General features: G+C 53.2%; 28 protein-coding genes, 1 tRNA gene and 3 pseudogenes. 9 read left to right on the forward strand and 23 right to left on the reverse strand.

Annotated features, from left to right (window positions below):
* Positions 1-21 precede the first annotated feature (21 nt).
* The 3 genes from KOL70_RS21660 to KOL70_RS21670 form a co-directional block, all read right to left on the reverse strand.
* Complete coding sequence (locus KOL70_RS21660; RefSeq protein WP_215481570.1) at positions 22-780, reverse strand: substrate-binding domain-containing protein; 759 nt, start codon at positions 778-780, stop codon at positions 22-24.
* An 88-nt stretch (positions 781-868) separates the two neighbouring features.
* Positions 869-1384, reverse strand: a complete 516-nt coding sequence (mug, locus tag KOL70_RS21665; RefSeq protein WP_152390417.1) for a G/U mismatch-specific DNA glycosylase — start codon at positions 1382-1384, stop codon at positions 869-871.
* Positions 1381-1968, reverse strand: coding sequence for a TetR/AcrR family transcriptional regulator (locus KOL70_RS21670; protein WP_021509633.1), 588 nt, complete (start codon positions 1966-1968; stop codon positions 1381-1383). Before KOL70_RS21670 ends, mug begins: the two co-directional genes overlap by 4 nt.
* Before the next feature lie 134 nt (positions 1969-2102).
* Here KOL70_RS21670 and KOL70_RS21675 point away from each other — a divergent pair, with 134 nt between their 5' ends.
* Positions 2103-2885, forward strand: a complete 783-nt coding sequence (locus tag KOL70_RS21675; RefSeq protein ID WP_215481571.1) for an SDR family oxidoreductase — start codon at positions 2103-2105, stop codon at positions 2883-2885.
* Positions 2886-3084: 199 nt separating this feature from the next.
* Positions 3085-3160 (forward strand) — tRNA-Ile (locus KOL70_RS21680).
* Positions 3161-3681: 521 nt separating this feature from the next.
* Here the strand turns inward: KOL70_RS21680 and KOL70_RS21685 are convergent.
* Positions 3682-3900, reverse strand: a complete 219-nt coding sequence (locus KOL70_RS21685; RefSeq protein WP_166720171.1) for an ogr/Delta-like zinc finger family protein — start codon at positions 3898-3900, stop codon at positions 3682-3684.
* A 67-nt stretch (positions 3901-3967) separates the two neighbouring features.
* Positions 3968-4438 (reverse strand): annotated as a pseudogene (locus KOL70_RS21690) (contractile injection system protein, VgrG/Pvc8 family); the annotation flags it as partial.
* Between the two features lie 278 nt (positions 4439-4716).
* Between KOL70_RS21690 and KOL70_RS21695 the strand changes: the two are divergent.
* Positions 4717-5010 (forward strand): hypothetical protein, encoded by a 294-nt coding sequence (locus tag KOL70_RS21695; RefSeq protein WP_215481572.1) that lies wholly within the window; start codon positions 4717-4719, stop codon positions 5008-5010.
* 462 nt (positions 5011-5472) lie between these two features.
* Here the strand turns inward: KOL70_RS21695 and KOL70_RS21700 are convergent, their stop codons facing one another.
* Positions 5473-6099 carry a recombinase family protein gene (locus KOL70_RS21700; protein ID WP_215481573.1) on the reverse strand — a complete coding sequence of 209 codons (627 nt, stop codon included), beginning with the start codon at positions 6097-6099 and terminating at the stop codon, positions 5473-5475.
* A gap of 60 nt (positions 6100-6159) precedes the next feature.
* On the opposite strand from KOL70_RS21700, the gene KOL70_RS21705 reads away from it, so the two are divergent.
* Together KOL70_RS21705 and KOL70_RS21710 are read left to right on the forward strand one after the other, a co-directional pair.
* Positions 6160-6669 carry a phage tail protein gene (locus tag KOL70_RS21705; RefSeq protein WP_215481574.1) on the forward strand — a complete coding sequence of 170 codons (510 nt, stop codon included), beginning with the start codon at positions 6160-6162 and terminating at the stop codon, positions 6667-6669.
* Complete coding sequence (locus KOL70_RS21710) at positions 6669-7259, forward strand: tail fiber assembly protein (RefSeq protein ID WP_215481575.1); 591 nt, start codon at positions 6669-6671, stop codon at positions 7257-7259. The genes KOL70_RS21705 and KOL70_RS21710 overlap by 1 nt, the downstream gene beginning before the upstream one ends.
* Positions 7260-7290: 31 nt before the next feature.
* On the opposite strand, the gene KOL70_RS21715 is transcribed toward KOL70_RS21710, so the two are convergent.
* From KOL70_RS21715 to KOL70_RS21740, 6 genes and pseudogenes are all read right to left on the reverse strand, one after another.
* Positions 7291-7683 (reverse strand): tail fiber assembly protein, encoded by a 393-nt coding sequence (locus KOL70_RS21715; protein ID WP_215481576.1) that lies wholly within the window; start codon positions 7681-7683, stop codon positions 7291-7293.
* Positions 7683-8915, reverse strand: coding sequence for a phage tail protein (locus tag KOL70_RS21720; RefSeq protein WP_215481577.1), 1233 nt, complete (start codon positions 8913-8915; stop codon positions 7683-7685). The genes KOL70_RS21715 and KOL70_RS21720 overlap by 1 nt, the downstream gene beginning before the upstream one ends.
* Entirely contained in the window at positions 8912-9523 is a 612-nt protein-coding gene (locus tag KOL70_RS21725) for a phage tail protein I (protein WP_215481578.1), read from the reverse strand. Before KOL70_RS21725 ends, KOL70_RS21720 begins: the two co-directional genes overlap by 4 nt.
* Positions 9520-10032 (reverse strand): annotated as a pseudogene (locus KOL70_RS21730) (baseplate J/gp47 family protein); the annotation flags it as partial. The pseudogene KOL70_RS21730 and the gene KOL70_RS21725, both read right to left, overlap by 4 nt.
* Complete coding sequence (locus tag KOL70_RS21735) at positions 10001-11014, reverse strand: phage major capsid protein, P2 family (protein ID WP_215481579.1); 1014 nt, start codon at positions 11012-11014, stop codon at positions 10001-10003. The pseudogene KOL70_RS21730 and the gene KOL70_RS21735, both read right to left, overlap by 32 nt.
* Positions 11015-11031: 17 nt before the next feature.
* Positions 11032-11886: a GPO family capsid scaffolding protein gene (locus KOL70_RS21740; protein ID WP_215481580.1), complete on the reverse strand. Its 855-nt coding sequence runs from the start codon at positions 11884-11886 to the stop codon at positions 11032-11034.
* A gap of 143 nt (positions 11887-12029) precedes the next feature.
* On the opposite strand from KOL70_RS21740, the gene KOL70_RS21745 reads away from it, so the two are divergent.
* Both KOL70_RS21745 and KOL70_RS21750 read left to right on the forward strand, forming a co-directional pair.
* Positions 12030-13796, forward strand: coding sequence for a terminase ATPase subunit family protein (locus tag KOL70_RS21745; RefSeq protein WP_215481581.1), 1767 nt, complete (start codon positions 12030-12032; stop codon positions 13794-13796).
* Complete coding sequence (locus tag KOL70_RS21750) at positions 13797-14831, forward strand: phage portal protein (RefSeq protein WP_215481582.1); 1035 nt, start codon at positions 13797-13799, stop codon at positions 14829-14831.
* 60 nt (positions 14832-14891) lie between these two features.
* On the opposite strand, the gene KOL70_RS21755 is transcribed toward KOL70_RS21750, so the two are convergent.
* The 11 genes and pseudogenes from KOL70_RS21755 to KOL70_RS21805 all read right to left on the reverse strand — a co-directional run bounded on the left by KOL70_RS21755 (position 14892) and on the right by KOL70_RS21805 (position 22929).
* Positions 14892-17084, reverse strand: coding sequence for a S8 family peptidase (locus KOL70_RS21755; RefSeq protein WP_215481583.1), 2193 nt, complete (start codon positions 17082-17084; stop codon positions 14892-14894).
* The gene (locus KOL70_RS21760) at positions 17077-18159 is read right to left on the reverse strand and encodes an AAA family ATPase (protein ID WP_215481584.1); all 1083 of its coding nucleotides are present in this window, start codon (positions 18157-18159) and stop codon (positions 17077-17079) included. Before KOL70_RS21760 ends, KOL70_RS21755 begins: the two co-directional genes overlap by 8 nt.
* 361 nt (positions 18160-18520) lie before the next feature.
* A complete protein-coding gene (locus KOL70_RS21765) occupies positions 18521-18709 on the reverse strand; it encodes a hypothetical protein (protein ID WP_215481585.1) in 189 nt (62 codons plus the stop codon).
* Between the two features lie 101 nt (positions 18710-18810).
* Positions 18811-20820: pseudogene (locus tag KOL70_RS21770) on the reverse strand (replication endonuclease).
* Positions 20813-21130: a DUF5405 family protein gene (locus KOL70_RS21775; RefSeq protein ID WP_215481586.1), complete on the reverse strand. Its 318-nt coding sequence runs from the start codon at positions 21128-21130 to the stop codon at positions 20813-20815. Before KOL70_RS21775 ends, KOL70_RS21770 begins: the two are co-directional and overlap by 8 nt.
* Positions 21127-21354: a TraR/DksA family transcriptional regulator gene (locus tag KOL70_RS21780; protein WP_215481587.1), complete on the reverse strand. Its 228-nt coding sequence runs from the start codon at positions 21352-21354 to the stop codon at positions 21127-21129. The genes KOL70_RS21775 and KOL70_RS21780 overlap by 4 nt, the downstream gene beginning before the upstream one ends.
* A complete protein-coding gene (locus KOL70_RS21785; protein WP_215481588.1) occupies positions 21354-21584 on the reverse strand; it encodes a DUF2732 family protein in 231 nt (76 codons plus the stop codon). The genes KOL70_RS21780 and KOL70_RS21785 overlap by 1 nt, the downstream gene beginning before the upstream one ends.
* 68 nt (positions 21585-21652) lie before the next feature.
* Entirely contained in the window at positions 21653-21991 is a 339-nt protein-coding gene (locus KOL70_RS21790; RefSeq protein WP_215481589.1) for a DUF5347 family protein, read from the reverse strand.
* Entirely contained in the window at positions 21955-22146 is a 192-nt protein-coding gene (locus KOL70_RS21795) for a phage filamentation protein Fil family protein (protein ID WP_215481590.1), read from the reverse strand. The genes KOL70_RS21790 and KOL70_RS21795 overlap by 37 nt, the downstream gene beginning before the upstream one ends.
* 2 nt (positions 22147-22148) lie before the next feature.
* Entirely contained in the window at positions 22149-22658 is a 510-nt protein-coding gene (locus KOL70_RS21800) for a phage regulatory CII family protein (protein WP_215481591.1), read from the reverse strand.
* A gap of 34 nt (positions 22659-22692) precedes the next feature.
* A complete protein-coding gene (locus KOL70_RS21805) occupies positions 22693-22929 on the reverse strand; it encodes a hypothetical protein (RefSeq protein WP_061720369.1) in 237 nt (78 codons plus the stop codon).
* 90 nt (positions 22930-23019) lie between these two features.
* On the opposite strand from KOL70_RS21805, the gene KOL70_RS21810 reads away from it, so the two are divergent.
* Together KOL70_RS21810 and KOL70_RS21815 are read left to right on the forward strand one after the other, a co-directional pair.
* On the forward strand, positions 23020-23640 hold the full coding sequence (locus KOL70_RS21810; RefSeq protein WP_215481592.1) for a phage repressor protein CI: 621 nt from the start codon (positions 23020-23022) through the stop codon (positions 23638-23640).
* Positions 23641-23648: 8 nt separating this feature from the next.
* Positions 23649-24662, forward strand: a complete 1014-nt coding sequence (locus KOL70_RS21815; protein ID WP_215481593.1) for a tyrosine-type recombinase/integrase — start codon at positions 23649-23651, stop codon at positions 24660-24662.
* The last annotated feature ends 70 nt before the right edge of the window (positions 24663-24732 follow it).

Below are 24732 nucleotides of genomic sequence, written 5' to 3' on the forward strand. Positions count from 1 at the left end.
AGCCGGGGTTTTTTATTGTCTTCAGTATGGCGTCAGCCCTTTCTCCTGCATCACGCTGCGCGCCTTGTCGCTCTGCAGGTATTTCACGAACTTCGCCGCGGCCTGCTGCTGGCTGCTGCGCGTGATCACCGCACCGTACAGCGTATCCTGCTGTGCCGCCGGCGGAATCAGTCCCACGATAGTAATGCCTTTCACCGCCTTCAGCTCGCTGTTCTGCTGGAAGCCCAGCTCGGCTTTGCCCTGCGCGACCGCCTCACCCACCGGCGTGGCCGGAATCACGGTGATTTTCGCCGCCGTTTTCGGGCCCAGTTGCAGCTTATCCAGCATCTTGCTCTGAATATACTTGCCGCTGGCGCTGTCAGACACAGCGATACTTGAGGCAGAGGTCAGCACCTGTTTGAACTTCGCGACGGTACTGATATCCGGCGGCGTGGTGCCCTGCTTCACCGCCATGGCGATGTAAGAGTGCGCCAGCACCTGATGGCTGGCGCTATCCACCCATTTCGCCTGCTCCAGCGGCTTGATGGCGTAATCCACCATCACCAGCACATCCGCGCTTTCATGGCGTTTGAGGCGATTCGGAATCGCCTGTGGCGTATCACCCATCGACGGCGCCGCTTCCAGCTCAATGCTGTCACCGCTCTGCTGCTGATAATCCTGCTTCAGGCTTTCAATCACCGGGTACATACCGCCGGAACTGAATACCTTCAGCGTTGCGGCCTGGACGCCCGGTTGCGCCGCCAGCAGCAGTGCCGCCAGAACCATGGTGCGTTGCTTCATCTCCCTGCTCCTTTTTTTGCGTGGAGCATCCGGTTTAGCCAGAAACAAAACGATGAACAACGTTATTACCTGATGAAACAGAGCCAGCTCACGCCTTATTCTGTAACCAATCATGAAGCTGGCGATAAGCGGCGACCATCTCCTCCAGCGAAGCGCGGTTTAATCCGCTGGGATTAGGTAGCACCCATAAGCGGGTTTCGCCCAGCAACTGCGGCTGCTCGCCCCACGCCACGTTGCGCTGACGAAATGCCTTCTGAAACGCATCCTTACCCAGCACCGCCAGCGCGCGCGGCTGATAGCGCAGCACCTTTTCCTGCAGACGCGCGCCGCCGTCACGCAGCTCCGCGCCCGCCAGCTCGCTGGCCTGAATGGTGGGGCGCTCAACCAGCATGGTGATTCCGCAGCCGGTCTCCAGCAGCCGCTGTTCCTGCTCCGGCAGCAACTGCTCGCGGGTAAATCCGGCCTGATGAATCACCTTCCAGAAGCGGTTGCCGGGATGCGCAAAGTGAAAGCCGGTATGCGCCGAGGATTTGCCCGGATTGATGCCGCAAAACAGCACCTGCAAATCGGGCGCGATGATGTCGCGGATGTCGTGATCGCTCATGCTGTCACCAGCCCGGCGCGCAGTTTGACTGCCTGACGCGTCACCTCCAGCATCTGGCGCGCTTCCGCCTCGTCAGTACAGGCGCGCGCCAGCGCCAGCGCACCGACCATTTCGGCCTGCATGCTGCTGGCGATGCTCTCCGCCTGCGCATGTCCCAGCTGCTGCAGCGCCTGTACCAGCTGACGCCGCACCGCTTCGCGCTTCGCTGAAAACAGCGCCCGCGCATCCGGCGGTAAATGCGCCACTTCGCTGACCAGCGCCGGTATCGGGCAGCCCTCGCCCGGCGCGCCACAGTGCTGGTCCGACAGATAGCGGTCGATCCACTGGTTCAGCCGTTCGGCCGGATCCTCAATCGCCAGCACGGCGGCAAAACGCTGCGCCGAGTCGGCAAACATCTCGCTAATCACCGCTTCGACCAGCGCTTCACGCGAGGCAAAGTGCGCATAAAACCCACCGTGCGTCAGGCCAACGCGCTTCATCAGCGCTGCCACGCCAATGCCTTCGGTGCCGCATTCGCGCATCACTACCGCCGCTTCTTCCAGAATGCGCTGCCGCGTGCGCGCCTTATGGCTTAGCTTTTCCATCGGTTGTTACCCTGCTCATCGTTAATGGCAATCAGTGTAATTATTACGATCGTCATATTCCAGCTTGACGATGGATATGATGGTCGTCATATTATCAGCACCAATATGACGACCATCATACAGAGGGCTTTTCCATGTCACACCAACTGGCTTTAATCACCGGCGCCTCCAGCGGTATCGGCGCAACTTACGCTAAACAGCTGGCCGCACGCGGCAACGACCTGATTCTGGTGGCGCGCGATGCTGCACGTCTGAGCGCACTGGCGCAGTCGCTGCGTGAGGCGCACGGCGTTGAAGTCAGCGTGCTGGCTGCAGATCTGACGCGCCATGAGGATCTGGCGCGTATTGATAGCGAGCTGCGGAACAATACGCGTATTACTACGCTGATCAACAATGCGGGCATGACGGTGGAAGGCGAGTTTATCGACGCCAGCATCGACCAGACGCAAACCATGCTGGCACTGAATGTGGTGGCGCTGACGCAGCTCTCTCACACGGCTGCGCAGGTTTTCCGCAGCCGCAACGCGGGCACCATCGTGAACGTGGCGTCGGTACTGGCGCTGGTTAACGAGCAGGCAAACGGGGCCTACAATGCGACGAAAGCTTTTGTGCTCTCGCTGACGCGGAATATGCAGCGTGAGCTGGCGGGCCATAACGTACGCGTGCAGGCACTGCTGCCGGGCCTGACGCGCACCGAGATCTTTCAGCGCACCGGGCGCTCGGTGGATGACCTGCCGGCAGAGATGGTGATGGAGGTAGACGATTTAGTCGCCGCCGCGCTGCGCGGTCTTGATGACGGCGAAGCGATCACTATCCCTTCGGTAGAAGATATGGGCCTGTGGCAAAGCTTTGAGCAGGCGCGCGGCGCCATCCTGCCGTTTGTCTCGCTGAATAAGCCCGCCACGCGCTATCGCTGAACCTGCGCATCCTGAGACAAGGCAGCAGCAAGCCTTGTCTCAAAAACGCGACAGCAGTGGGCGCTTATTGCGCGCATCTGTCAGGGTTGCGGGATTTTTTGCTGTGAGATCAAGGACTCAGTGATTGCGGGAATTTTCACCAACCGATTGCGCAACGCTGGATCGCCCCACCGAGATACTTTATAATCCCCGCTCCGCTGGCCCCTTAGCTCAGTGGTTAGAGCAGGCGACTCATAATCGCTTGGTCGCTGGTTCAAACCCAGCAGGGGCCACCAAATTTTAGCTTTAAAATCAGCAAGTTAAACCACCTTCCATGGTGGTTTTTTTATTTGTTCTATGAGTCGTTGGCAGCAAAATGGCAGCAGAGTTTCCGGCTAATCTCCACATAAAGGTGCGATCATGAAAAGACTTCTACTGGCGCTGATTATGTTGCCAGCGCTAAGCGCATTAGCATCTCCAATACCTGACTACGTAGAAAAGACACTCAAAACTTTCCAATATGATAACTACGTTCTGCGAAATGGCATCCTTGTACTCAGCATAACAAAACCCGAAGTTAACAACGAAACAGCCCTTCGTTTTTTCTCGAGCATCTGTGACACCATATTCCTTCATCCGTGGGACGAAAAAACTATAACGTCTATGCGTATCTGGAATTCGAGACAAGATCAGGGTTTTGAGTTCAAAGGAGGGGGAAGGAATGCAAACAGGTGGGGCAATTGAATTCTGATGAAACTAAAGCATTTATTGAAGCTCGAATTATTAAATTATAGGCCCGACAATGCGGGCCCATATCTTACAGCCATAAACCGCCCTGCTGATTTCTGTCGGGGTGCGGTGGTACCGGCTTTACCTTGCCGGGACTCATGATAATCTCTGAGACAGTTTCATGGGATTTGAACGTGCAGCTGCAGTTTATGTTCTGGCACTGGTTGTATCGCTCTTTAGTGGTTTTTGAGACCTGGAAACTACTTCTTGTGTGGGCCGCGTTCCCGCACAGAGGACAATTCATCATTTATATACACCTCACACAACCTCATTTTGGATGAATCATACACGCAAAAACCCATTTGAGATACTTATCATCCCATATCTAATGATTCAATTTTCACTTCCAATTCGATACTGGTTGTATACCCGCTGTCTGTACTCAGGCTATGCGTCAGGGTCGTGATAATCCATTCAGCCGTATCGATAGCCTGCTTAAACCCACTGACTTTCACCGGCATTTCTGTGTAGAGATCTGCGCGCCCCCGCGCCAGCTGCAGCGAGAAAGACGCCACGCCACGCTGCAGCCGTTCCCACTGCATTTTGGCGGCGCGCTCTGCGTTGCTCCGGTTGGCATAGGTCCGGCTCAGCACCAGCACGTTTTCATCCGTTCCGATCAGATAATCCCCCTGCTTCGCTTCCGGCTCCTTTTTTCTGGCCGTGGCTTTGCGCCGGCGCTTCACCTTCGCTTCCGGCTTTTTTTCCGGCTCGCGGGTGTGCAGCCAGCTGGCGATCACGCCGGTGTAGGCGTCGCGGTCAGCCAAGGTAAAGCGATGGCCATGCCCTCGTTGATTTCCTCAACGCGCACGCCGTGATGATAATCCTGTGCCATGTGGCGGTTCTCCTGTTAAGGGGTTCCGCTATGGTCGTGCCTCATTGCAGATGGCGCATCTGAGTAGTGTTGTGTGAGGGCTCACACAATTATCCGCGACTCCGGAGTAACTGCCGTACCCGCTGGTACAAATTAAGAATGGACCGATTCAGGGATTATTCCCCCTGAATCCGATTGATAACCCTCTTCAATACTTTAACTATGAGGGAAATGTTAAACGGGAGAATAACGATGAAACTGGCCCCGAAACATTACCGCCTGTTGTCCCTACTGCAGGAAAGAGGCTCGGTTCCCGCGCGTATCAGGCCTGTTATTCGGGAAGAACTGGTGGCAATGGGCCTCGCTGAATATTTTCACGGTGAGGAGTGGCTCAGGGAAAAGGAACGCTACAGGCTGACGAAGCAGGGCCGGGAATTACTTGAGAAACACGATAAAGGGATTGAGCAGGAAAAGCAGCGTGCCGCCGGTGAGTCACGGCCATTTCGTCCTGGAAGGCCGCGAAAGGACAGCAACCGCTTCCCTTGACGCTTCCAGTCTACAAACTAGCCTTGATAGGGCATTCTAATAAGATCGACGTTTTCGTTACCCCATTTTATCCGCGCGCTGGCGCGGTTTTTTTTGCCCAGTAAATCAGTTCGACAGTGTTTAGTCTTGTCATATCAGCTCGCCCGCAAATCATGCAATGGGGTATTTGTCAGCGAAACATCTCACCTGCCGTAACCCGATATCCTGCGTAGTGTACCCTCTCAAAACATTGCATCACCTTGACGATGCCGTTAAACCGGTTATATTTATCTACCTGAATAAGAAATTGTGTTTTCATTTTAGTTTGCTGCCGCGCCCTCCAGCGCGGTTTTTTTTGCCCCTGAAATAATCACATTACTGACAGTTAAGTTCTTTATCTTCGCGATTCAAACAAATCATTATCCATTTGTGCAGTAATGGTATTCTCTCACAGCGATTTATCCTGTCGCGAATTTCACTTCTTTATTTTTCCGCCCGACATACCTGGTCAGGTTGCGGCGTTTTTTTATCTGTAATGCTTTCGTCCTTAAGCTCTCTTAGTCTTGCCGCCGGAATATAGCGGTATAGTGTTTTGACTGACACTTCCAGCACCAGTGAAACCTGCAGCATTGTTGCCCCCTGAACCAGCATCCGCTCAGCCCTGGCTGTCACGTCCGCTGTCATCACCCGCCGGCGGCCCCCAACGCGCCCTTTTTCCCGCGCAGCTGCCAGCCCAGCGCGGGTTCGCTCTACGATCAGCTCGCGTTCCATTTCCGCAAGCGCCCCCATCACGTGAAAGAAAAAGCGCCCCATCGCCGTGCTGGTATCAATGCTGTCGGTCAGGCTGCGGAAATTAACGCCGCGTTCACGCAGTTCTTCCGTCAGCATTACCAGATGACGCATGCTGCGCCCGAGCCTGTCCAGCTTCCAGACAACCAGCGTGTCCCCGGCCTGCAGGCAACGCAGCGCCTTTTTCAGTCCGGGGCGATCACGGGTTTTTCCGCTGATCCTGTCCTCGAAAATCAGCTCACAATCTGCGCTCTGAAGCGCAATCCGCTGTAAATCCGTGTTCTGGTCATTTGTTGACACCCTGATGTAGCCAATCAGCACGCTGCAATCTCCGCAAATGGTCGTGAGTGTGCCAGTCCGGGCCATCACGGGGCCAGGCCATTGATTCGCTTAAACCTCGGTTTGGGCGAAGGCGCACCCGTTATCGGATCGCCGTTCCCGTGGCCGCACGCCAAAATGCCCAATGAGCTGTTTCCTTCAATGGCCGGCATGGTCTTTCTGAAAAGTAACGGGGCCAGTTTCAGCGACACGCTTTACCCGAAACTCGCGCTGGCTTATCCGGGGCTGAAGCTCGCGGATCTGCGTGGTGAATTTATTCGCGGATGGGATGATGCACGCGGTGTCGATACAGGTCGTGCCATTCTCTCTGCCCAGGGCGATGCCATACGTAATATTACTGGACAGGTAATGGGCTCGAATTATTACGCTTATCGTGGTTCATCATCAGGTGTTTTCTTCGATGTGGCACTGGCTGCGGGAACAGTACTGACACCGCAGAGTGGAAGCCAGAACGGTATGACTTCTGCTATGGATGTATCCAGACAGGTTCCAACTGCCGCTGAAAATCGCCCACGAAATGTGGCATTTAATTACATCGTGAGGGCTGCATAATGGCTAAGGTCACGCTTGATAATAATGGACTGGCAAAAACGGCCGGCACATTGACGATCTATAATTTCGACGCGGTGAGTGGCGAGTTTACCGGCTCCAGTGATGAGTTTCTGGCGCAGGGTGTGGGACTGCCCGCTAGCGCATGCATCATCGCGCCGCCTGCTACTGAGGCCGGGTTTGTGCCTGTTAACCATGATGGCAACTGGCAGGTTGTTGCCGACCATCGCGGCGAAACGGTTTATTCCATCACTGACGGTACGGCAATCCTGATTGATGCGTTAGGTGACTATCCGGCAGGAATCACCCTGCTGGAACCGGCAACAGCCTGGGATAAATGGGATGGCGAAAAATGGGTAACAGACCTTGCGGCAGAGAAAGCGGCTGTTATCAGGGAGGCCGGAGAACGGCAGGCCGCGTTGATTTCTGAGGCGAATACCATCACGCAGGCATGGCAAACACAGCTGCGTCTGGAGATGATCACCGATACGGATAAAGCGTCACTCGTTGCATGGATGAAATACATACAGGACGTGCAGGCAGTGAATGTTGAGGAAGCGCCGGCCATCACCTGGCCGCCTAAACCCCAGTAACAAACAAGCCCGCTGCAATGCGGGCTTTATCTCAGGCGGGCTTTTGAGGCCAGTCAATATCCGGGGCTTTCGTAGTATCAATCCGGTTCAGCATGACGCGATATTCCTTCCACTCATTGAGGCGGGCGATTTCCTCCTGCGTTGCTTTGCCGATGTCCACCGCATCCTGCAATGGTGCCATTAACCGGCTGGCTTCTTCCATTTCAACAGCCTGCCGGCTTGCAGCAAGGAAAACGGGATCCTCAGCCTCAATCACTGGCGCAGAGAACACGCCATCGCGATAGAGGTAATTAACGTCCGGCGGTGTCTCAAGCGCGCTGATATCAACCCAAACCAGCGAAGGGTGATAGAGCTTTTCCGGCTTAACATCCAGTGAAACGATCTCCGCGACGCGCTGCTCTTCAATGCGGGCATACGTTTTCATCAGCTGTACTCCTCAAGATAAATCACGCCATGACAGCCAAAATTACCAACAAACGGGTTTGAACGGGTTGCCCCACCGCCACCAGATCCGAACCCTTCCTGACGGCCCGTAGTTGCTTTTTCTCCTGAGCGGATGCCGCCTCCCCAGTAGCTGACACCTCCATCCCCGGATCCACCCCGGTAAACGTTTGTGGTGTCGGAAATCAGACCAGGCGCATCACTGCCATCACCGCCCTGAATATTCAGCTCCCCGCCAACTGCCAGTCCGCCTTTGCCGCCATCGCTGCCTGTTGAGGGAGATGTCCCGTTTCCAGCGGTCAGAACGGCGTTGAATGTGGAACTGGTCGGCGTCACCGTGTCGTCACCTCCGCGCCCAACTACCCCTGCATACGTTTTCGTGTCATCGACGTCTAGCCAGGCGATCACTGTGCCACCGGCCCCGCCACCTCCACCACGCGATGTAAAGTTTGAACCCCATGCGAGAAAGCCGTATCCACGCGCGCCACCGCCCGTGAGGATAATCTTGATGCGCTTTGTGCCCTTAGTGGGCTTATAGGAGATGCTGCCCGGCGTTGTGAAAAATCTCCGGTCAATAAACCTGCCGGAAAACTTTTCTGTTAAACCGAGGTTTTTAAGAACATCAGGCAGCAGCCCCGCATCGGCCATTTCTTTTAACGCGTTGCCGATTAAAGGGTATTGAGTATGCGGATTGGCGCTCTTGACGTGGTTTTCCATCACGCCATCAGCGTAAGCCTTCACCTCGATTACGGCATTATCAACATATTGCCGGGTTGCCAGTACCACAGCCGGGTCTACCTTAAGCGTTACCGCGTCAGTGCTGCTGACAATGATCATCATGCGCAGGCGCTGCGTGCGCCCGCTGCCCTCCTGCAGCTGCGGCTTATAGGTTTCCGCCGTGTTGCAAACCGCAATCAGCGTGCCGTCAGCGTCAAACAGGCCCATTTCCCTGATCCAGAATCCGCCTTCCGTCTCCGGGATGACCTGCTCGGCAATAATCTGGCTGCTGTTGTTCTCGTCCACGGTCAGCGAGTTAAGCGCCGCGCGGCGCACCTCATTAACCAGCTTTGTCTGGCTGGCGTTCGGGGCTGGCAGCGCGCCGCCGCCGTCACCGACGGCCATCTGCGTGATGTTCAGTTTGGTGCCGAGTGATACGGCGTTGGCAATCTTCGCCGCGCCGAGATTGGTCACAATTGCATAAAATTTCTGTGTCATGGTCCCACTTCCAGCAGGTCAATTACGTGAACCGCCGCGCCGGCATACGCCGGGCCGCTGACGGAGATAATGTCGGGGGTGTAGGGGTAAACGGTAAGATCGTCGCCGTCGTAGCTGGCCGCGCCCGTACAGAACCGGCCCGCGCTCTGCAGGTTAATGGACATGCCGAGCATATGGCGGCTGCAGGGCTTCGCGTCGCTGATAAGTCGTTCCAGCTCCTGATAGGTTTCTTCCGTAATGCCCTGGTCTTCCACGCCGATATCAAGGCGAAACGTCCCGGGCGCGTCGTCGCTCTGCCACCACTCAATGACGCGGATCAGGAAGCCGAACGGCTCCACCACGCGGCGCACCGCGCTGATGGTTCCCTTGTGCTGATGGATGTAAAAAGCATCCTGCACCACCTTGCGCTTGACGCTCTCCGCCCAGCCCTCGTCCCAGCGGTCCACCGAAAACGACCAGGCAAGATAGGGAAGAAAACTCACCGGGCAGGTGAGCGGATTCCACAGTTCGCGCAGCGGCACGTTCAGCCCGGAAATGTCCGCGCAGGCCTCCGCCAGACGTCGCTCCAGTGTGGCCGAGCCGGGCGGCATCAGACTGCTGTTGCTCATGACTCCACCCCGTCAACGGCCACTGACACGTCGGTGCCGGTGCAGTTGCCGGCCTGAGTGCGGTCCATAATGATGTCCTCTGCCGGCTCGATCATTTCCACCCAGTCCACGCCAGCCACGCGCAGCACCGCGCCGTAAGACTCCCGGCGCACGCTGCGGCCCAGCTTTTTCTGTTCGGTAAGGTAGGCGGCAAGCCTCTCGTTTGCCGCCTCAAGGCACGGTCCGGCGGCCACGCCGTCGAACAGGTGCAGCTTCGCCTTAACGCTGTAATCGTGAATGGTTGCCGCCTGCGTGGTCACGCGGTCCGCCACCGGACGCACGCTTTCGGCGTTCAGCGCGGCGTTCACTGTAGCCAGTAAGTCAGCTGTTGCCGTGCCGTTGTCCTCGCGGCTTAGCACTGTGATCAACACCTCCGCCGGCGCCGGGCTGGTTGCGGACACGTCCAGCACCCGCCCGTCGGCGCTTTTCGCGTGAAACTCATACGCGCCCGTCGGCCCGGCCACGGATATCCTCAATCACGTACGCCTCGTTAACTGATTCAAAGTTCTCAATGCGGTCGCGTTTCGGGTTATCGATAACCGAGCGGCGGCGGGTTTCCTCCTGCCAGTAAATGGACAGGTTGTCCAGGCGGGTGATCAGCACCGCTTTTGCCGGGAAGAACGGCGCGCGCACCGCCTGCAGGCCACCCATGCGTTTCTGGCTGATAATCAGATCGGCGGCAAGCTTGTTGGTGTTGTCCTGCTCGTTGTTTACCAGCGGGAAATATTTATCGGACAGCAGCTCGCGTCCGCAGATCACCACAAGACCGTCGTCGTCCTGGAAAATCGGGTCGATCAGTTCGTTTACGGCGTCCATCACCAGCGCGTCGAGGTTGAGATACACGCCGCCCTTGCCGACCTTCACCGGCGCGGCGGTTGTTTCGCCGTCCTTTGTGATACTGCCCATCACGTTATCCGCTGCGTCTTCGCGCAGCTTCTGCAGCCAGCCTTTGTTAACGTCCTGCAGCATGGGGTTTTCGGTGCGGTTGGAGGTTTTAGCGCGCTTAACGCCGTTAAAGCCGATGGTGATTCGGTCCAGCGCCTGCCGCTTCACGATGGCGTTGCGGATACGGGTCTGGAAGTCCTGAAACTTCGCCCACATGTCCAGCTTCGCGTAGTTCAGCGCGGTATCAAAGTTGGTCTGCTCGCACTTATATTCCGTGCCGATCATTTCCGTTGGATCGACCGGCTCGCGGTCTTTTGTGCTGGTATCAGTGGTGCCGGCAATGGAGCCGCCAACGCCCAGCCCCAGCAGCTGGCCGGACTGTTCAGTGACTGGCACCACGTTAATCAGCGTCAGGAAGGCGGCTGACTGCTGAATGGTATCTTCCAGCGTCTGCGCTACAGACGGCTCGACATTAAATTTGCTCGACAGCTCCTCGACCGGCACACCGTTGAGTTTTGCCAGCTGCGTCAGGTAAGCGTTAAACGCAAAACGGGTATTCTTTTTCATGGGGGTTTGCTGCTCCTTTAGCAATTGGTCAGGTGTTCGGCTGGCGCAGTGCCACCCGGCGTGCGTGGGCGAAAATCTTTGCGCCCGTCTTCGCTTTCCAGCTGCTGCTTCAGCTCGCTGAACGCGTCGCGCTGTGCTTTCAAATCTTCCAGCTGTTCGTTCAGGCTGATTTCCAGCTGGCTCAGACGTTCCGCCTGCTCGCCCAGCGTCTTATCGGTGCGGACGCCATATGCCTGCTGTTCGCTGGCGATCAGTTCCACAGCCTGATGCACGTCGTTAAAGCGCGCGCTATCGGTCTGCTGCTGCTTGCTGAACATGGCTTTGACGCGGGCAAACAGCGCGGGCTTTTCGTCCGGCGCGTCTTCCAGCTCGATCGCGGTTTCGGTCGCGGCGGTAAAAAGGTTGTCAGGGTGCTGCTTGCGGTTTGCGAGCGGGTTATGCGCCGCCTTTGCGCTGAACTGCAGCATTTCGGTGCCGAGGCTTGCCGGATCGTCAGTGGCGGCCAGGCCGACCAGATACGCCTTGCCGGTGTCGGCAAACTTGGTGCTGACCTCCATAGAGGTGAAAAGCTTCTGTCCTTTTTTCACCAGTTCAACCAGTGAGTCCGTCGGCATGATGTCGGCATAGAGCGCCATCTTCCCGGCCAGCTGCCCGGCGCTGATTTCTTCTGCAACCAGCGCGGACACCGTGCCGTAGCGGTTAAAGGTGTTGTCCGGCGAATACGCCTTGATGTGCTCCAGATTGATACTCGCGGTGTATACCGCCGGATCGTAACTGGCGGCCATCTGTACCAGCCATTCACGGGAAATTTCGCGTCCGTCCGTGGTGGCACCTTCCACCCCGATACGAAAACGCTTTGCAGTCACTGTCATGAGCCAGGCTCCGTTGGTTTTAAACGTCTGAGAGCCTTATGTTTGCGGCGGGAGGGGTATCGAAACAACGCGGGGACGTTGTGCGGCTCACCACACAATGAGGGGCAGCGGAAAAGGCACCGGCGGGGCCGTATTTTGAGGCCATGACAACGACACTCGCCCCAGAAGACCTCGATCCCCGCAGGCAGGCTATGCTCCTGTACTTTCAGGGATACCGTATCGCCCGCATTGCTGAAATGCTGGGAGAGAAACCCGCAACCGTTCACAGCTGGAAAAAGCGCGATAAGTGGGGCGACTACGGCCCGCTCGATCAGATGCAGCTGACCACCGCCGCACGCTACTGCCAGCTGGTCATGAAGGAGACGAAAGAAGGGAAAGACTACAAGGAGATTGACCTGCTGGCGCGCCAGTCCGAGCGCCACGCCCGTATCGGCAAGTTTAACAACGGCGGGAATGAAGCGGACCTGAACCCGAAAGTGGCGAACCGCAACAGCGGGCCACGAAAACCGCCGGAAAAGAACCTGTTCAGCGACGAGCAGATCGAGAAGCTGCAGGAGATTTTTCACGGCTCAATGTTCGGCTACCAGCGCCAGTGGTGGGACGCCGGCAACAAGCACCGCATCCGCAACGTGCTGAAGTCGCGCCAGATCGGCGCCACCTTCTACTTTGCCCGCGAGGCGCTGATCGATGCGCTGACCACCGGGCGCAACCAGATTTTCCTGTCAGCCAGTAAGGCGCAGGCGCACGTATTCAAACAGTACATCATCGAGTTCGCTAAAGAGGTGGACGTAGAGCTGAAGGGCGACCCGATGACGCTCGCCAACGGCGCGGGCCTGTACTTCCTCGGCACCAACGCCCGCACCGCGCAGAGCTACCACGGCAACCTGTATCTGGACGAATATTTCTGGATCCCGAAATTTCAGGAGCTGCGCAAGGTGGCGTCCGGCATGGCGCTGCACAGGAAGTGGCGCCAGACCTACTTTTCCACGCCGTCCAGCCTTACGCACAGCGCCTATCCGTTCTGGTCCGGCGCGCTATTTAACCGGGGCCGCGCCAAAGCCGATCGCGTGGACATCGACCTGACCCACGCGAGCCTGTCGCCGGGCCGCTTCTGCGACGACGGCCAATTCCGCCAGATCGTCACGGTAGAGGACGCCGTGCGCGGCGGCTGTAACCTGTTCGACCTCGACCAGCTGCGGCTGGAGTACAGCCCGCCGGAATACCAGAACCTGCTGATGTGCGAATTCGTGGACGACCTGGCGTCCGTATTCCCGCTGCAGCTGCTGCAAAAGTGCATGGTGGACAGCTGGGAGGTGTGGTCCGACTTTGAGGCGCTGGCGCTGCGTCCGTTTGGCTGGCGCGAGGTGTGGATCGGGTACGACCCGGCAAAGGGCACGCAGAACGGCGACAGCGCCGGCTGCGTGGTGATCGCGCCGCCAGCCGTGTCCGGCGGCAAGTTCCGCATTCTGGAGCGCCACCAGTGGCGCGGAATGGACTTCCGCGCGCAGGCGGAGTCCATCAAAAAACTGACGCAGCAGTATAACGTCACCTATATCGGCATCGACTCCACCGGCGTTGGTCTCGGCGTGTACGAGAACGTGAAGATGTTTTTCCCCGCAGTAAAAGAGTTCGTTTACAACCCGAACGTGAAAAACGCCCTTGTACTGAAAGCGTTCGACATCATCAGCGGCGGCCGGCTGGAGTTTGACGCCGGCCACCTCGACATCGCGCAGTCATTCATGGCAATCCGCCGCGCCACCACGGCCAGCGGCAACCGCCCCACTTACGAAGCCAGCCGCAGCGAAGAAGCCAGCCACGCGGATTTAGCCTGGGCAACCATGCACGCGCTGGCGAACGAACCGCTGCAGGGCGAATCCGCCAACAGCCGAAACATCATGGAGATTTTTTAAATGAGTAAACGCAGGAACCGCACGCGCACCCAGCCCGTGCAGCAAAATAATATGGCAGGCGGCACCACGGCGGAAGCGTTCACCTTTGGCGATCCGGTACCGGTTCTGGACCGCCGCGAGCTGCTGGATTACGTGGAGTGTGTGATAACCGATCGCTGGTATGAACCGCCGGTGAGCTTTGACGGGCTGGCGCGCACGTTCCGCGCCGCTGTACATCACAGCTCGCCGATCAATGTGAAGCGCAACATTCTGACCAGCACCTTCATCCCTCATCCGCGACTGAGTCAGCAGGCATTCAGCCGCTTCATTCAGGACTATCTGGTGTTCGGTAATGCCTACCTGGAGAAGCGCACTAACCGTCTCGGCGGCGTGCTGTCGCTTGAGCCGGCGCTGGCAAAATTTACCCGTCGCGGCACCGACCTGGACACCTACTGGTTCGCGCAGTACGGCCTGAACACGCAGCCGTACCAGTTCGCAACCGGCAGCGTCTTTCACCTAATGGAGCCGGACCTGAATCAGGAAATCTACGGACTGCCGGAATACCTGTCCGCCATTCCATCCACGCTGCTTAACGAGTCGGCGACGCTGTTTCGCCGCAAGTATTACCTCAACGGCAGTCACGCCGGTTTTATCATGTATATGACCGACGCGGCGCAGAATCAGGAGGACGTGGACAATATCCGTAAAGCGATGAAAAGCGCGAAGGGGCCGGGCAACTTCCGCAACCTGTTCATGTACTCGCCGAACGGGAAGAAGGACGGGATTCAGATCATCCCGCTATCAGAGGTGGCGGCCAAAGATGAGTTCCTGAATATCAAGAACGTCAGCCGCGACGACATGATGGCCGCGCACCGCGTACCGCCGCAGATGATGGGGATTATCCCGAACAACACAGGCGGATTCGGTGACGTTGAAAAGGCCAGTCGCGTGTTTGTGCGAAACGAACTGATGCCGTTGCAAAAGCGATTTGAAGAACTTAACAGCTGGCTGGGTGAGGAAGTGATCAGATTTGACGATTATAATTTAAATATATGATGATATTTAATGCCGCCAATAATATCGATATTTATTGGCGGCTTATTACAACGCTGTGTGTTAGGCTCGCAAAATGATCTGCTGCTGAACTTGAATAGGCTGTAGTGTCTGATATTTTTGCCTGATTAAATTATACAAGTTTGGCATTTCTTCAGCAGATAAAGTAACAATTAAAACATATGGTAGCTCATCAAGGTCTTCCAGATTAACTGGCATTCCACAGTCGCGACCATAGTAGATTATATCAAAACAAGGAGCAGTCAATTCCTCGGGTTTAAATTTATGTTCACTTCGCAAAGTGGTTTCCCATTTATGCGCATCAATTCGCTGTTCACTTTCGTCGGCGTACACATTTTTTAAATTAAAAAGAGGGAATGTTAAACCAACTCCATCCGCAGTGCTTTTCCTCATAGTAACCTCCAGACCACTTCTGGTATAGTTCAATGGGTGTTCAGCATCAACTGGACTGGAGAAACAGAAAGTTGCTCTGAGGTTAACGCATCCATTAACAGGTACATCAGGGAAGGGAACGATCGCCCTCATATATTGAGAAGGTTTCAATACCCCTTGATATATAACCTTTACCTCATCATCGCTACAATAAATTATGTTGTCAAGTTGATTAGGAAATCTACCCCAGCCCACTTCAGAACGATTCAAGTCATTAGATTCAGCATGATGAATCAAAAGCGCTTTTGCTGTTAAAGGATTGATATCATATTTCAAAGAAGAGCAAAGGGCTATTGCCTGGCGTAATACAAGAGGCGCTGCAAAACTAGTGCCTCCTGTATGAGCTATTCCTTGAACCATAGGGCTAAACACTCTGAAAGGTTCATTGTCATCACCTCCAAATGCTACGCCATCGGGTTTAATATAACCGGGACTGCGGCCTGGCCCCACGCAACTGTAGGAGCACCTGCTCCAGCCATCGCCTAAAGAAGTTGCCGCTCCGACAGACAAACCGTTAACCAAATCAGACGGAGGCTGAATTCTATTTAAGTTATCTGGTAAATGCCCGTCATTACCTACTGCAACCGTGCATAACGTTTGACCATCCGCGAAAATCTCTTCCAGTGTGGATGTCCACACATGCACATCATCATCATCAACGGGTAATCTAGGCCCCAAACTTAAATTGACATAATCATATTTCTTTTCTTCTAAAACATTTTTTATTCTTATAAGTACGTCAAAAAGGTCAACATCGGTGCTATCGATTTTATTATCTAGCACGCGATAATGATCAATGTTGCAATAAGGGATTGGAAGCTGTTGCGCATCTTCAGGTATTGTACCAAAGAGCACCGTTGACGTAACATCTTGACCATGAGAAAGAAGTTGTGCGTTAGTGTTTCCATTGCCATTGAAAACATATTCTGTAACCCAAGGACTAAAATCATCAATGCCCAAGCCGCCATCAAAAATCGCAACTTTCACTGCAGAATTTAAAGCGCTTTGTGCAGGTAACTCTAAGTCATCAGACTTAGTAACGGAACGGGCAATGACAGGCTCGCTAACCCTTAACTTAGGAAGCTCTCTTAATGTCCTAAGGAAAGAAAAGTTAGCAATTTCTAAGGCCTCTTTTCTGTTAGCTTTTATAGGTAGGAATGTCAGTCCTTTAACTTTTATGCTTCTTTGTTTATCTACCTCTGCACCTTTTTGTACAGCAAAATTCTCAAAGTCCTCTAAAATAGTGGATTCATTATCAGGTGTATGTAATGCCACTTCGATGCTCATAACATCATCGCTATTGATAGTCTTTATTTTATCACTTACTTTAAATAAAGAAATGCTTTCAAGGGTTATGAAATCATTTTTCTGCCCCTGACTAAGCGTGTCTTTATTGACAGCATTTAAAAAGGACTCAAAGGATTCTTTGCGTCCAGAAACATAAATGGAAGCTGTAGTATATTCATTCCTTCTTCCTCTTTTCTTTATGTCCTTACGCGGTGTTATCTTTACGGCCTTGCTCCCAATACTTTGCAGTTTGAACTTATTAAAAAGCGAAACAGGAAAGTAAGATTTAGCTAAAAATGCCGGGTGGAGTACGAATTTTGCTACTGCCTTACCATCTGCTAACGCAGCAGGGGGAATTTCCTCAATGTCTGAAATCAATTTATTAAGCTGACTCAAAATGACAGGTTTGTTTTCAGCATAAGTATATGGTTTGTTCTTGCTGCCTCCGCGTCTTTTTAGCTGAACAGCGTCAGTTAGTGTCTCACCATAGCCCAGAAGCATATTTTTATCATTCATGATTGTCATCCTCAATCTTCAAAACTTTCCGTACATGTGATCTAGGCACACCTAAATCTAATGATATTTTTCTTTGAGATATTTTGTTATTAAATAATGATTTAATAACTTCATCTAGTGATTCTTCACCTATCAATTCATCTATAAGCGCTGTGCTCAGTGGCAAACCCTCAATAATAGAATTTCTCTTTGCCTGATTAATCGACCTTTCTATCACGGCGTAAGAAACCTTTCCGATTTTATCTGCTATGTAACCCGATAAGGTTTCACTTACTTCTTTAGCCTTGAGAAATTTTTTTATAAGATCTTTCGACGGATAATCAAATTCAATCACACGGTCGAAACGTCTCCATGCAGCTGGGTCAAGAAGCTCTGAGTGGTTGGTAGCTGCTATTAGCACTGAAGTTTGAGGCCATTCATCGATAGCTTGCAACAAAACAGTTACTAGTCTTTTTAGCTCACCAACATCAGTTGCATCGTCTCTCTTTTTTGCGATAGCGTCAAATTCATCTAATAGCAGTACGCAGGGAAAAGATGATGCATAATTTAGTACCGCTTTGATATTATTTCCGGTTTTACCTAAATAACTGCTCATCACACTTGCAAGGTCTAGTGTGAGGAGAGGCATATCTAAACGATTTGCAAGCCATTTTGCTGCCAAAGTCTTCCCTACCCCAGGAGGCCCCCCCATTAACAAGGAGCTCGATGGGCTTAAGCCTTCCTGGTGCAAACGTTCTTTCATTTCCCATTCGACAACGAATCTGTTCAGTTGCTTCTCTGTATTGATAGGCCAAACAGGATCGATAGCTAGTTCTACAGGATATGCTTCTAACAGTAACTGTTGTCTAGTATCGGCATCAACAGGTGGAACTTTTGGAATAATTGACTTAGCCCTTTCAATCCCAATTGCACTCGATGTTTGGCCCAGCAGGTTCTCAAGCTGGGATGCAAGTTCAGGAGAATCTTTTTTGAGTTTTTTTGTCATCATCCGAACGCGCATCAGTAAGCTGTCTCGCTTACCTGTAAGGGCATCACTTACAACTTCTATGAGCATTTCATTAGTTACATTAATCATCAAACCACCTACACAGCATTGCGAGACCAATTTGTGCATTATCATACACCAAAATCAGTGTCTGAAGCGCCATGAGAACATATGAAAGTTAATAATAAGACCAATTCCTATTTTTTTGTGACCGGCTTGCTTGTAAGAGAGCTGTAGTGTCGCAAATTCAGGGTATTATCTATATGCACTAGCGCGCGCTCGTACCCCCGCCACGCCTGCCCGCTTTGCGCAGTGGTTTTCATGCACTGCACGACATAAGCAAAAGCCCGCCAGAACAGGCGGGCCGAGAGAGATGTGATCCTTTTTGGATCATGCGAATTCATGCAGCGTAGACATGCACGCTCGCAGTGGCTATCAGGACCACACATTCCTACTCTAATTGTTGCATTGACCGACTGTATTCGTGATTACGTAACCGCGCCATAAGCTCATCAGTTAGCTCTGCAACCCACTCAATTGCCATGCTCTTTTCCAGCTCTGTGCAGTCACTCACAGCAACAAGTTTCAAAAACAAATCAATGCGCTGGAGCTTCACTGACTCCAAAAGAAAATCCTGCATGTTGCCTCCCACCCAACAATTAACTGTATATACATACAGTATAGAAAACTCACATTAATGTGAAACTCTTTTTTATCTTTCAATGGGATTGCTCCAGATTGTCACCGGTCCAATTTAGCCTCCTGAAGCCTTCCGTTCTGGTAAAAAAGCCGTCGCCTCGCCCCCGCATTTAGGCTGCATCCTCTGAAAAGGAGGCTAATTTCTTCCTCGTGCCCCTCAAAACCACGGGCTTTCAACTCCAGCTCTAATCGTCGGCGCTCCGGCCCCGTACAGTTATTGACAGAACTCCAAGGGGCGGCGATGCCGCCAGAAGGACCAGCCTCCGCTGATGCGTCGGCTAATTTGGCAACGGCTTCCCACTTCACCAGACGCGTGAATACTTCAGAATTTTGATAGTAAGGCGAGTAGATGCCTTGAACGCGCTGCACGTCCTCCGCGTATTCGTTGCCCATTTCGGTAATCTCGTAGCAAAGGCGGATCACCAAGTCATCACGTGCGACCAGCGGACCACCCTGCGCCATGGTGTAAGACGCCCAGCAGCTGGCAACTGAAGCAGACGCCAGCACGGCGTCCATCTTCTCGTTTGGCAGGCGCGTATCGCCGAGACGGCGCAACTCGCGCCAAACAGTGACCGGCGCGCCGCCAATCTGCTGAAACTGGCGGATGCGCCAGCGAGACGCCCACGCGCAAACGGCTTTCGCCATATCACGCATGTTTGAGCCGGTTTCATCATCCTTTTCGCCGTCCATTGCGAAGCCGTCGATATTTTTGGAGATGTATTTTGCGATGTAACCCGTGGCGCTGCCTTTGGTGGGATCAATAGGCTCAGCGTGAAAACGCGCTTTGCGCGCCTGCGGCGTGCTCAGTTCGTCCGCGTCTTCTTTGCTGGCGTGCTCACGCATGATTTGCTGCACGCGCTCGCGATGTTCCGGCAGCATAAACAGCAGCATGTGCCAGTGAGGCGTGCCGTCGTGATGAGGCTCCACCACGCGAAAGCCGTATACATGGATTTCTTCGCGAGACAGTGCGGCGCGGATGCGCGCCCAAACGCGACAGAGATAGCGCTGCGTATCGCGCGGGCTTGAGCCGTTCCATTTGGTAATGAAACCGCCCTGGCTATAAACGGAGTGATAACGCGACGGCGCGGTGATCGTATAAAAGTCCCCTACGCAGCCGGTTTCGTTGGCGATGTCTTCAAAGCCACGCATTCTGGTCATCAACTCGCGGCGGCGCATGGCCGGGTTCGCGGTGCTGCGGTTGACCATCTCATCCATCGCGACACGATCACCGGTCTCTTTGTTCATCAGGTCGTAGCGTTTGAAGAATTCGCGATTACGTTTCTTCTGCTCAACCCATTCCGCCAGCGTGCCGCGTGAAACGTAAGGTGAAGCTGATTTTTGCACCTGCCCTACAGCGATTGCCATGTGCTCGCGCTGGAGATCGCGCATCTGCTTAAGACGGCCGCGCCACCACTCTGGCGCCATCATGCGCAATAGACCGGATTGCGCCTTGCGCAGACTCAGCTCACCTTTGCAGGCTTTGAACTCCGCCCAATATGGCGGCTGCGTGCCGGTCAATGCGGCCAGCTCAGCAACGTAGCGATAAGCAATGCAGGTTACGGTCTGCTCGTCCGCTTCCTGCGGCAATGAGGTTTTGTCGACAAACTCAGCCAGGCTGAGTGAAAGATAGGAGGCAACTTTCTAAGCCAGATCGCGCACGTCCTGCCGGTCAAGCGTGGGCAGACGATCAAGCTGCTTTATGAACGGCAGTTCATGTTGAGCGGCTTCATCAAGACGATAGCGACGACGAACCAGCTGCAGGCGTGGCAATACGTTCTGGCCGATAGTCTGGCGCAGAAATGCATTGGCCCGACGGCGGCCATTATTAGCTGAGAGGATTTTGCTGTAACGATCGGCAAAGTAACCGGCCAGATAGTCCGGCATGTTTTGCAGATACTGGCTGCGCCAGTTGTGGTCCTCTGGATTCACATTCCAGAGACGGCGCTCAGAAAGGGACATATCCGCCGGAGCGGACATGCCAAAGACTTCACGCCGCTGCTGATTTACGGCGTGATATTCACCAGTAAGGAGATCAGGAAGGCTTTCAGACATGCGCGGCCTGAAGTTCACCCAGCTCTTGCACTGCAGCCTCGACTAACTCAGCAATGCGGCGAGTTTCCGCCACAAAGGCCGCAGTTGTTTTCATCTGGTCGTGCAACACATGGCGACCAATGACATCAGCAGCCAAATCGCGCATGAGGAGCACTGCCGACTCATATACGGCCATGGTTTGCGGCACGCGTTGACGAACGCCATCAATCTCTAACCAGCTGAATTTCTCCAGCACCAACTGTTGCGGCTTGCCCGGCTCACTGGATTTCAACGCACGCACTGCATAGCGATCATCAACCTGGACTCTCAAAGCGCGGCCCCTTTGTAATGCACGCTTTTCAGTTCGCTAATCTCTTTGCAGGTAACGCATAGCTCGACACCCGGCAACGCACGGCGACGCGCTTCTGGAATAGCTGCGTCGCATGCCAGGCAGAAAAACTCACTTGCACCTGCAGGACGGTGAATAGCCGTTGCCAGATTGCGCGCCAGTTCTTCCTGGACGCGCTGCTGAACCAGATCCATTGAGTCGGCCATTAGAACGCCACCTCGATTTGCGCCTGTAGCTTTTCAATTTCTTGCTGTAGCAGCTCAGCAGCTTCAACGCATGACATCTCATCACGGCGAATAATCCAAGCCAGCATATTAAGGCGAGAGATCATTAATTCCGCACGGTTTTGACGCTCCTCTTTACGTGCGTAATTAAGCATCATATCGAGCTCAATATACGAATTAGTTTGTTTATTTTGAGATGAATTATTCAGCATCTATTCTTTCCTTTTTTTAGGCAAAGTGAATCCCGGCGGGTTTACGCCATTTAATTTCTTTGGGTTAACTAATTTGGAAGCGTTAGCTTCTTGGGAAATAAACTCACGACTGCGCGAAAGTGATTCATTGCACCTATCAGCGCGGTAATTTCGTCACTCGTCAATTCACTGTATTCAACGTTGTGACGTTCTTTATTGATGTTTGCCAAAAAGAAAATGGCGCTCATCGCCCGGTTATTTTTTTCGTACTGTGGATCACGAGTATTACGCATATCATTAATAAACCGTTTTAACTCATTACCGCAATCGCCGTACATCATGGTACGAAGTGCGGCAATATGATTAAGCGCACTAACTCTCTGCCCGGCGCTCATCTGGACAGTGATGCTTTCAGCTTTGTAAGCCATGTCGCTTTTTTCCTATTGCCAGTTAAACCTGCCAGCAATTCGGCTTGAGAGTTTGCCGGGTGCCAGCGCCTGCCATTTTCAGCTGCAATCCAGCCGTGACCGAATGCGAGTGAAGGGCTTTGCCGTTTTAGAAGCGGCGCCACTGAAAACGCCATAATTAAACAACCCCTATCGATGCGCCGATCCCGCTTAACACATCTGCAGTGCCAGCCATTGCAGGGTTTGAATGCACGCGTGTTTGAACAGCTATCGCAGCTAACGTCAGACAACGAATGCCGGCATTAACGTTCTGCACAAATCCACGCCGACAGGCCGAGGTAAATTTCTTCTGACTCACAACGCCCGCGGCTAACTGCCCGACTTCGGCGGTAGCTTTGAGGACATAAGCCGGTAAGTTCTCCTGAGCGATTTCATTTACCGGCACGCATGGCAGGCATTGCAGTTGAGCCAATGCGCCATCAACCAGCGTTGAGTCTTCCGTCAGGTCGGTCAGGATCAGCATTTCACGAACGGTAAGCTGATGGACCTGATCCGGGTTTAGCTTGTTACGGATAGTTTGCGGATTAAGACCCGCCTTTTTAGCCAGCTGGATGATGTTGTGCTTTGCGGAAAACGCGCGGCATGCTTCATCAAAATGGCAATGTGTGGAGACACTGAAATCAAACATGCTTAATACCTCACGTTATCCCAATATGGATGTATCAAGCCTGCATTGTGATTTCATGACCGGCTGCTGCTTCGATAATTAGGGCAAGCATGTTGATCTCGATGAGGCCGTTAACCCCATCCTTATTCCTGATAGGTAAGCGGTTTTCGCGGTACATCTGGCGAACAGTTCCTTTCTTGTAACCTGTGCGACGACAGAACTCTTCGACAGTAATGTACGGTTCTGAAATCACGAGATTGATTGATGGGCGCATTGAAAGTTTACGGGTCATGATGCAGTATTCCTCGGTTTAGGTATTAGATATCACTATTAAACGCTATTCATCTCATCACAGACCGAAGAATAGGATCACAAATCGGATATGTCAACGAAAGAAAACACAAATCGCCATGATGCGAAAGTGGTTCGTGAAGCGGTAGAAAGTAACCGTGGGGGTAAAGACGCGATCCTTCGCTTAGTTGAAGCCTACGGATTCAGCAGCCGTCAGGCGCTATGCACCCATTTGGGCGTTTCGCAAAGCACGCTAGCTAATCGTTCAGCCCGCGATACCTTCCCCGCTGACTGGGTGATCATCTGCCATATGGAAACAGGAGCATCGCTAACCTGGCTTACTACAGGTAAAGGTGCACGCTTTATGGAAGTAGAGGAATCTCGTGTTGTGATTGCGACACACAAAAAAATCTCAAATGGGATTTTAGAGGCCATGGATGATTTCATTCTGGATAAAGCATCACTACCCGAAGGCTTAAACGCCCCGTTTGTGATCAACGCAGACAGAAGCACTTATTTGGTTGATACCTATGAAGGCGAGATCGTCGATGGGTTATGGCTTATCGAGATTGATAAGTTAGTCAGCATCCGAGAACTGGTACGTTTTCCCGGTGGAAGAATACGTGTGGAGAATGGGAAATCGTCATTTGAATGCCAATCAAGTGACATAGTGGTTTTAGGCAAAGTGATCACCCGAACCGAATACCTTTAAGGCATGCAATGGCGATAAACAAATTACCGAACGGGAAATGGCAGGCACAGGTTTTCCCAAACGGCCGTGACGGCAAAAGGATTCGCCGCCAGTTTGCGACGAAGGGCGAAGCACAATCCTATGAGAAATTTGTAAAAGAGCAGGCTCAAGATAAGCCCTGGTTGGGAGAGAAAGCAGATAAGCGGCGGGTGATTGAGCTGGTTGAACTGTGGTTCAACACGCATGGCATTACGTTGGCGGATGGCGAGAAGCGGCGAACCACAATGGCGTTCGCTTGCGAGGCGATGGGAAACCCACTCGCAACCGAGTTTAACGCGAAAATTTTTGCGTCTTATCGCGAGCAGCGGTTAAGCGGAAAGATCACCCGCTCTACTCGAGTGAAGACGGTTACGCCGCGCACCGTTAATTTAGAGCTGGCATATTTTAGGGCGATGTTTAACGAGCTACGCCGGTTAGATGAATGGACCGCACCCAACCCGTTAGAGAACGTGCGCGAGTTTAAAATCAGTGAATCGGAGATGGCGTATCTCACCATTGAGGAAATTAGAACCCTCCTCGCCGAATGTGAGAATAGCCGATCTAAAGATCTGACGACAATTGTGAAAATCTGCCTGGCAACTGGCGCACGATGGAGTGAAGCCGAAGGCTTGAAAGGCAACCAAATCCGCGCCGGTCAGATCATCTACGTGAAAACTAAAGGCAAGAAAAACCGAGCGGTGCCAATAACTGAAAAATTACAGGCTGAACTGCCATCCAGCAGGAAAGCACAGGTGCTCTTTAAACCTTGTTACTCAGCCTTTAGGAAGGCCATGCAACGCGCTGGCATCGAGACACCTGCTGGGCAGCTTACGCACGTCTTACGACATACCTTCGCGTCTCACTTCATGATGAACGGCGGCAATATTCTCGTACTTCAGCGGATTTTAGGGCACACGGATATTAAAGTGACAATGCGGTATGCGCACTTTGCACCTGACCATTTATCCGAGGCGATGCTTTTGAATCCCTTAAATGGTATATAATTTACTCATTGCTTTTGCTAAGAAAACACCTTTTAATAACAGTCAATGAAAAAACTCTAACCCCTCAATA

Origin of the sequence: Pantoea sp. B270, assembly GCF_018726825.1 — a bacterium.
In the GTDB taxonomy this organism is placed as follows: Bacteria; Pseudomonadota; Gammaproteobacteria; order Enterobacterales; family Enterobacteriaceae; genus Pantoea; species Pantoea dispersa.

What these genes read in the sequence shown, in the direction of transcription:
- KOL70_RS21660 (WP_215481570.1), bottom strand. Translation starts at nt 780, where the DNA reads ATGAAGCAACGCACCATGGTTCTGGCGGCACTGCTGCTGGCGGCGCAA.
- mug (WP_152390417.1), bottom strand. Translation starts at nt 1,384, where the DNA reads ATGAGCGATCACGACATCCGCGACATCATCGCGCCCGATTTGCAGGTG.
- KOL70_RS21670 (WP_021509633.1), bottom strand. Translation starts at nt 1,968, where the DNA reads ATGGAAAAGCTAAGCCATAAGGCGCGCACGCGGCAGCGCATTCTGGAA.
- KOL70_RS21675 (WP_215481571.1), top strand. Translation starts at nt 2,103, where the DNA reads ATGTCACACCAACTGGCTTTAATCACCGGCGCCTCCAGCGGTATCGGC.
- KOL70_RS21685 (WP_166720171.1), bottom strand. Translation starts at nt 3,900, where the DNA reads ATGATGAATTGTCCTCTGTGCGGGAACGCGGCCCACACAAGAAGTAGT.
- KOL70_RS21695 (WP_215481572.1), top strand. Translation starts at nt 4,717, where the DNA reads ATGAAACTGGCCCCGAAACATTACCGCCTGTTGTCCCTACTGCAGGAA.
- KOL70_RS21710 (WP_215481575.1), top strand. Translation starts at nt 6,669, where the DNA reads ATGGCTAAGGTCACGCTTGATAATAATGGACTGGCAAAAACGGCCGGC.
- KOL70_RS21715 (WP_215481576.1), bottom strand. Translation starts at nt 7,683, where the DNA reads ATGAAAACGTATGCCCGCATTGAAGAGCAGCGCGTCGCGGAGATCGTT.
- KOL70_RS21720 (WP_215481577.1), bottom strand. Translation starts at nt 8,915, where the DNA reads ATGACACAGAAATTTTATGCAATTGTGACCAATCTCGGCGCGGCGAAG.
- KOL70_RS21725 (WP_215481578.1), bottom strand. Translation starts at nt 9,523, where the DNA reads ATGAGCAACAGCAGTCTGATGCCGCCCGGCTCGGCCACACTGGAGCGA.
- KOL70_RS21735 (WP_215481579.1), bottom strand. Translation starts at nt 11,014, where the DNA reads ATGAAAAAGAATACCCGTTTTGCGTTTAACGCTTACCTGACGCAGCTG.
- KOL70_RS21740 (WP_215481580.1), bottom strand. Translation starts at nt 11,886, where the DNA reads ATGACAGTGACTGCAAAGCGTTTTCGTATCGGGGTGGAAGGTGCCACC.
- KOL70_RS21745 (WP_215481581.1), top strand. Translation starts at nt 12,030, where the DNA reads ATGACAACGACACTCGCCCCAGAAGACCTCGATCCCCGCAGGCAGGCT.
- KOL70_RS21750 (WP_215481582.1), top strand. Translation starts at nt 13,797, where the DNA reads ATGAGTAAACGCAGGAACCGCACGCGCACCCAGCCCGTGCAGCAAAAT.
- KOL70_RS21755 (WP_215481583.1), bottom strand. Translation starts at nt 17,084, where the DNA reads ATGAATGATAAAAATATGCTTCTGGGCTATGGTGAGACACTAACTGAC.
- KOL70_RS21760 (WP_215481584.1), bottom strand. Translation starts at nt 18,159, where the DNA reads ATGATTAATGTAACTAATGAAATGCTCATAGAAGTTGTAAGTGATGCC.
- KOL70_RS21765 (WP_215481585.1), bottom strand. Translation starts at nt 18,709, where the DNA reads ATGCAGGATTTTCTTTTGGAGTCAGTGAAGCTCCAGCGCATTGATTTG.
- KOL70_RS21780 (WP_215481587.1), bottom strand. Translation starts at nt 21,354, where the DNA reads ATGGCCGACTCAATGGATCTGGTTCAGCAGCGCGTCCAGGAAGAACTG.
- KOL70_RS21785 (WP_215481588.1), bottom strand. Translation starts at nt 21,584, where the DNA reads ATGCTGAATAATTCATCTCAAAATAAACAAACTAATTCGTATATTGAG.
- KOL70_RS21790 (WP_215481589.1), bottom strand. Translation starts at nt 21,991, where the DNA reads ATGGCTTACAAAGCTGAAAGCATCACTGTCCAGATGAGCGCCGGGCAG.
- KOL70_RS21795 (WP_215481590.1), bottom strand. Translation starts at nt 22,146, where the DNA reads ATGGCGTTTTCAGTGGCGCCGCTTCTAAAACGGCAAAGCCCTTCACTC.
- KOL70_RS21800 (WP_215481591.1), bottom strand. Translation starts at nt 22,658, where the DNA reads ATGTTTGATTTCAGTGTCTCCACACATTGCCATTTTGATGAAGCATGC.
- KOL70_RS21805 (WP_061720369.1), bottom strand. Translation starts at nt 22,929, where the DNA reads ATGACCCGTAAACTTTCAATGCGCCCATCAATCAATCTCGTGATTTCA.
- KOL70_RS21810 (WP_215481592.1), top strand. Translation starts at nt 23,020, where the DNA reads ATGTCAACGAAAGAAAACACAAATCGCCATGATGCGAAAGTGGTTCGT.
- KOL70_RS21815 (WP_215481593.1), top strand. Translation starts at nt 23,649, where the DNA reads ATGGCGATAAACAAATTACCGAACGGGAAATGGCAGGCACAGGTTTTC.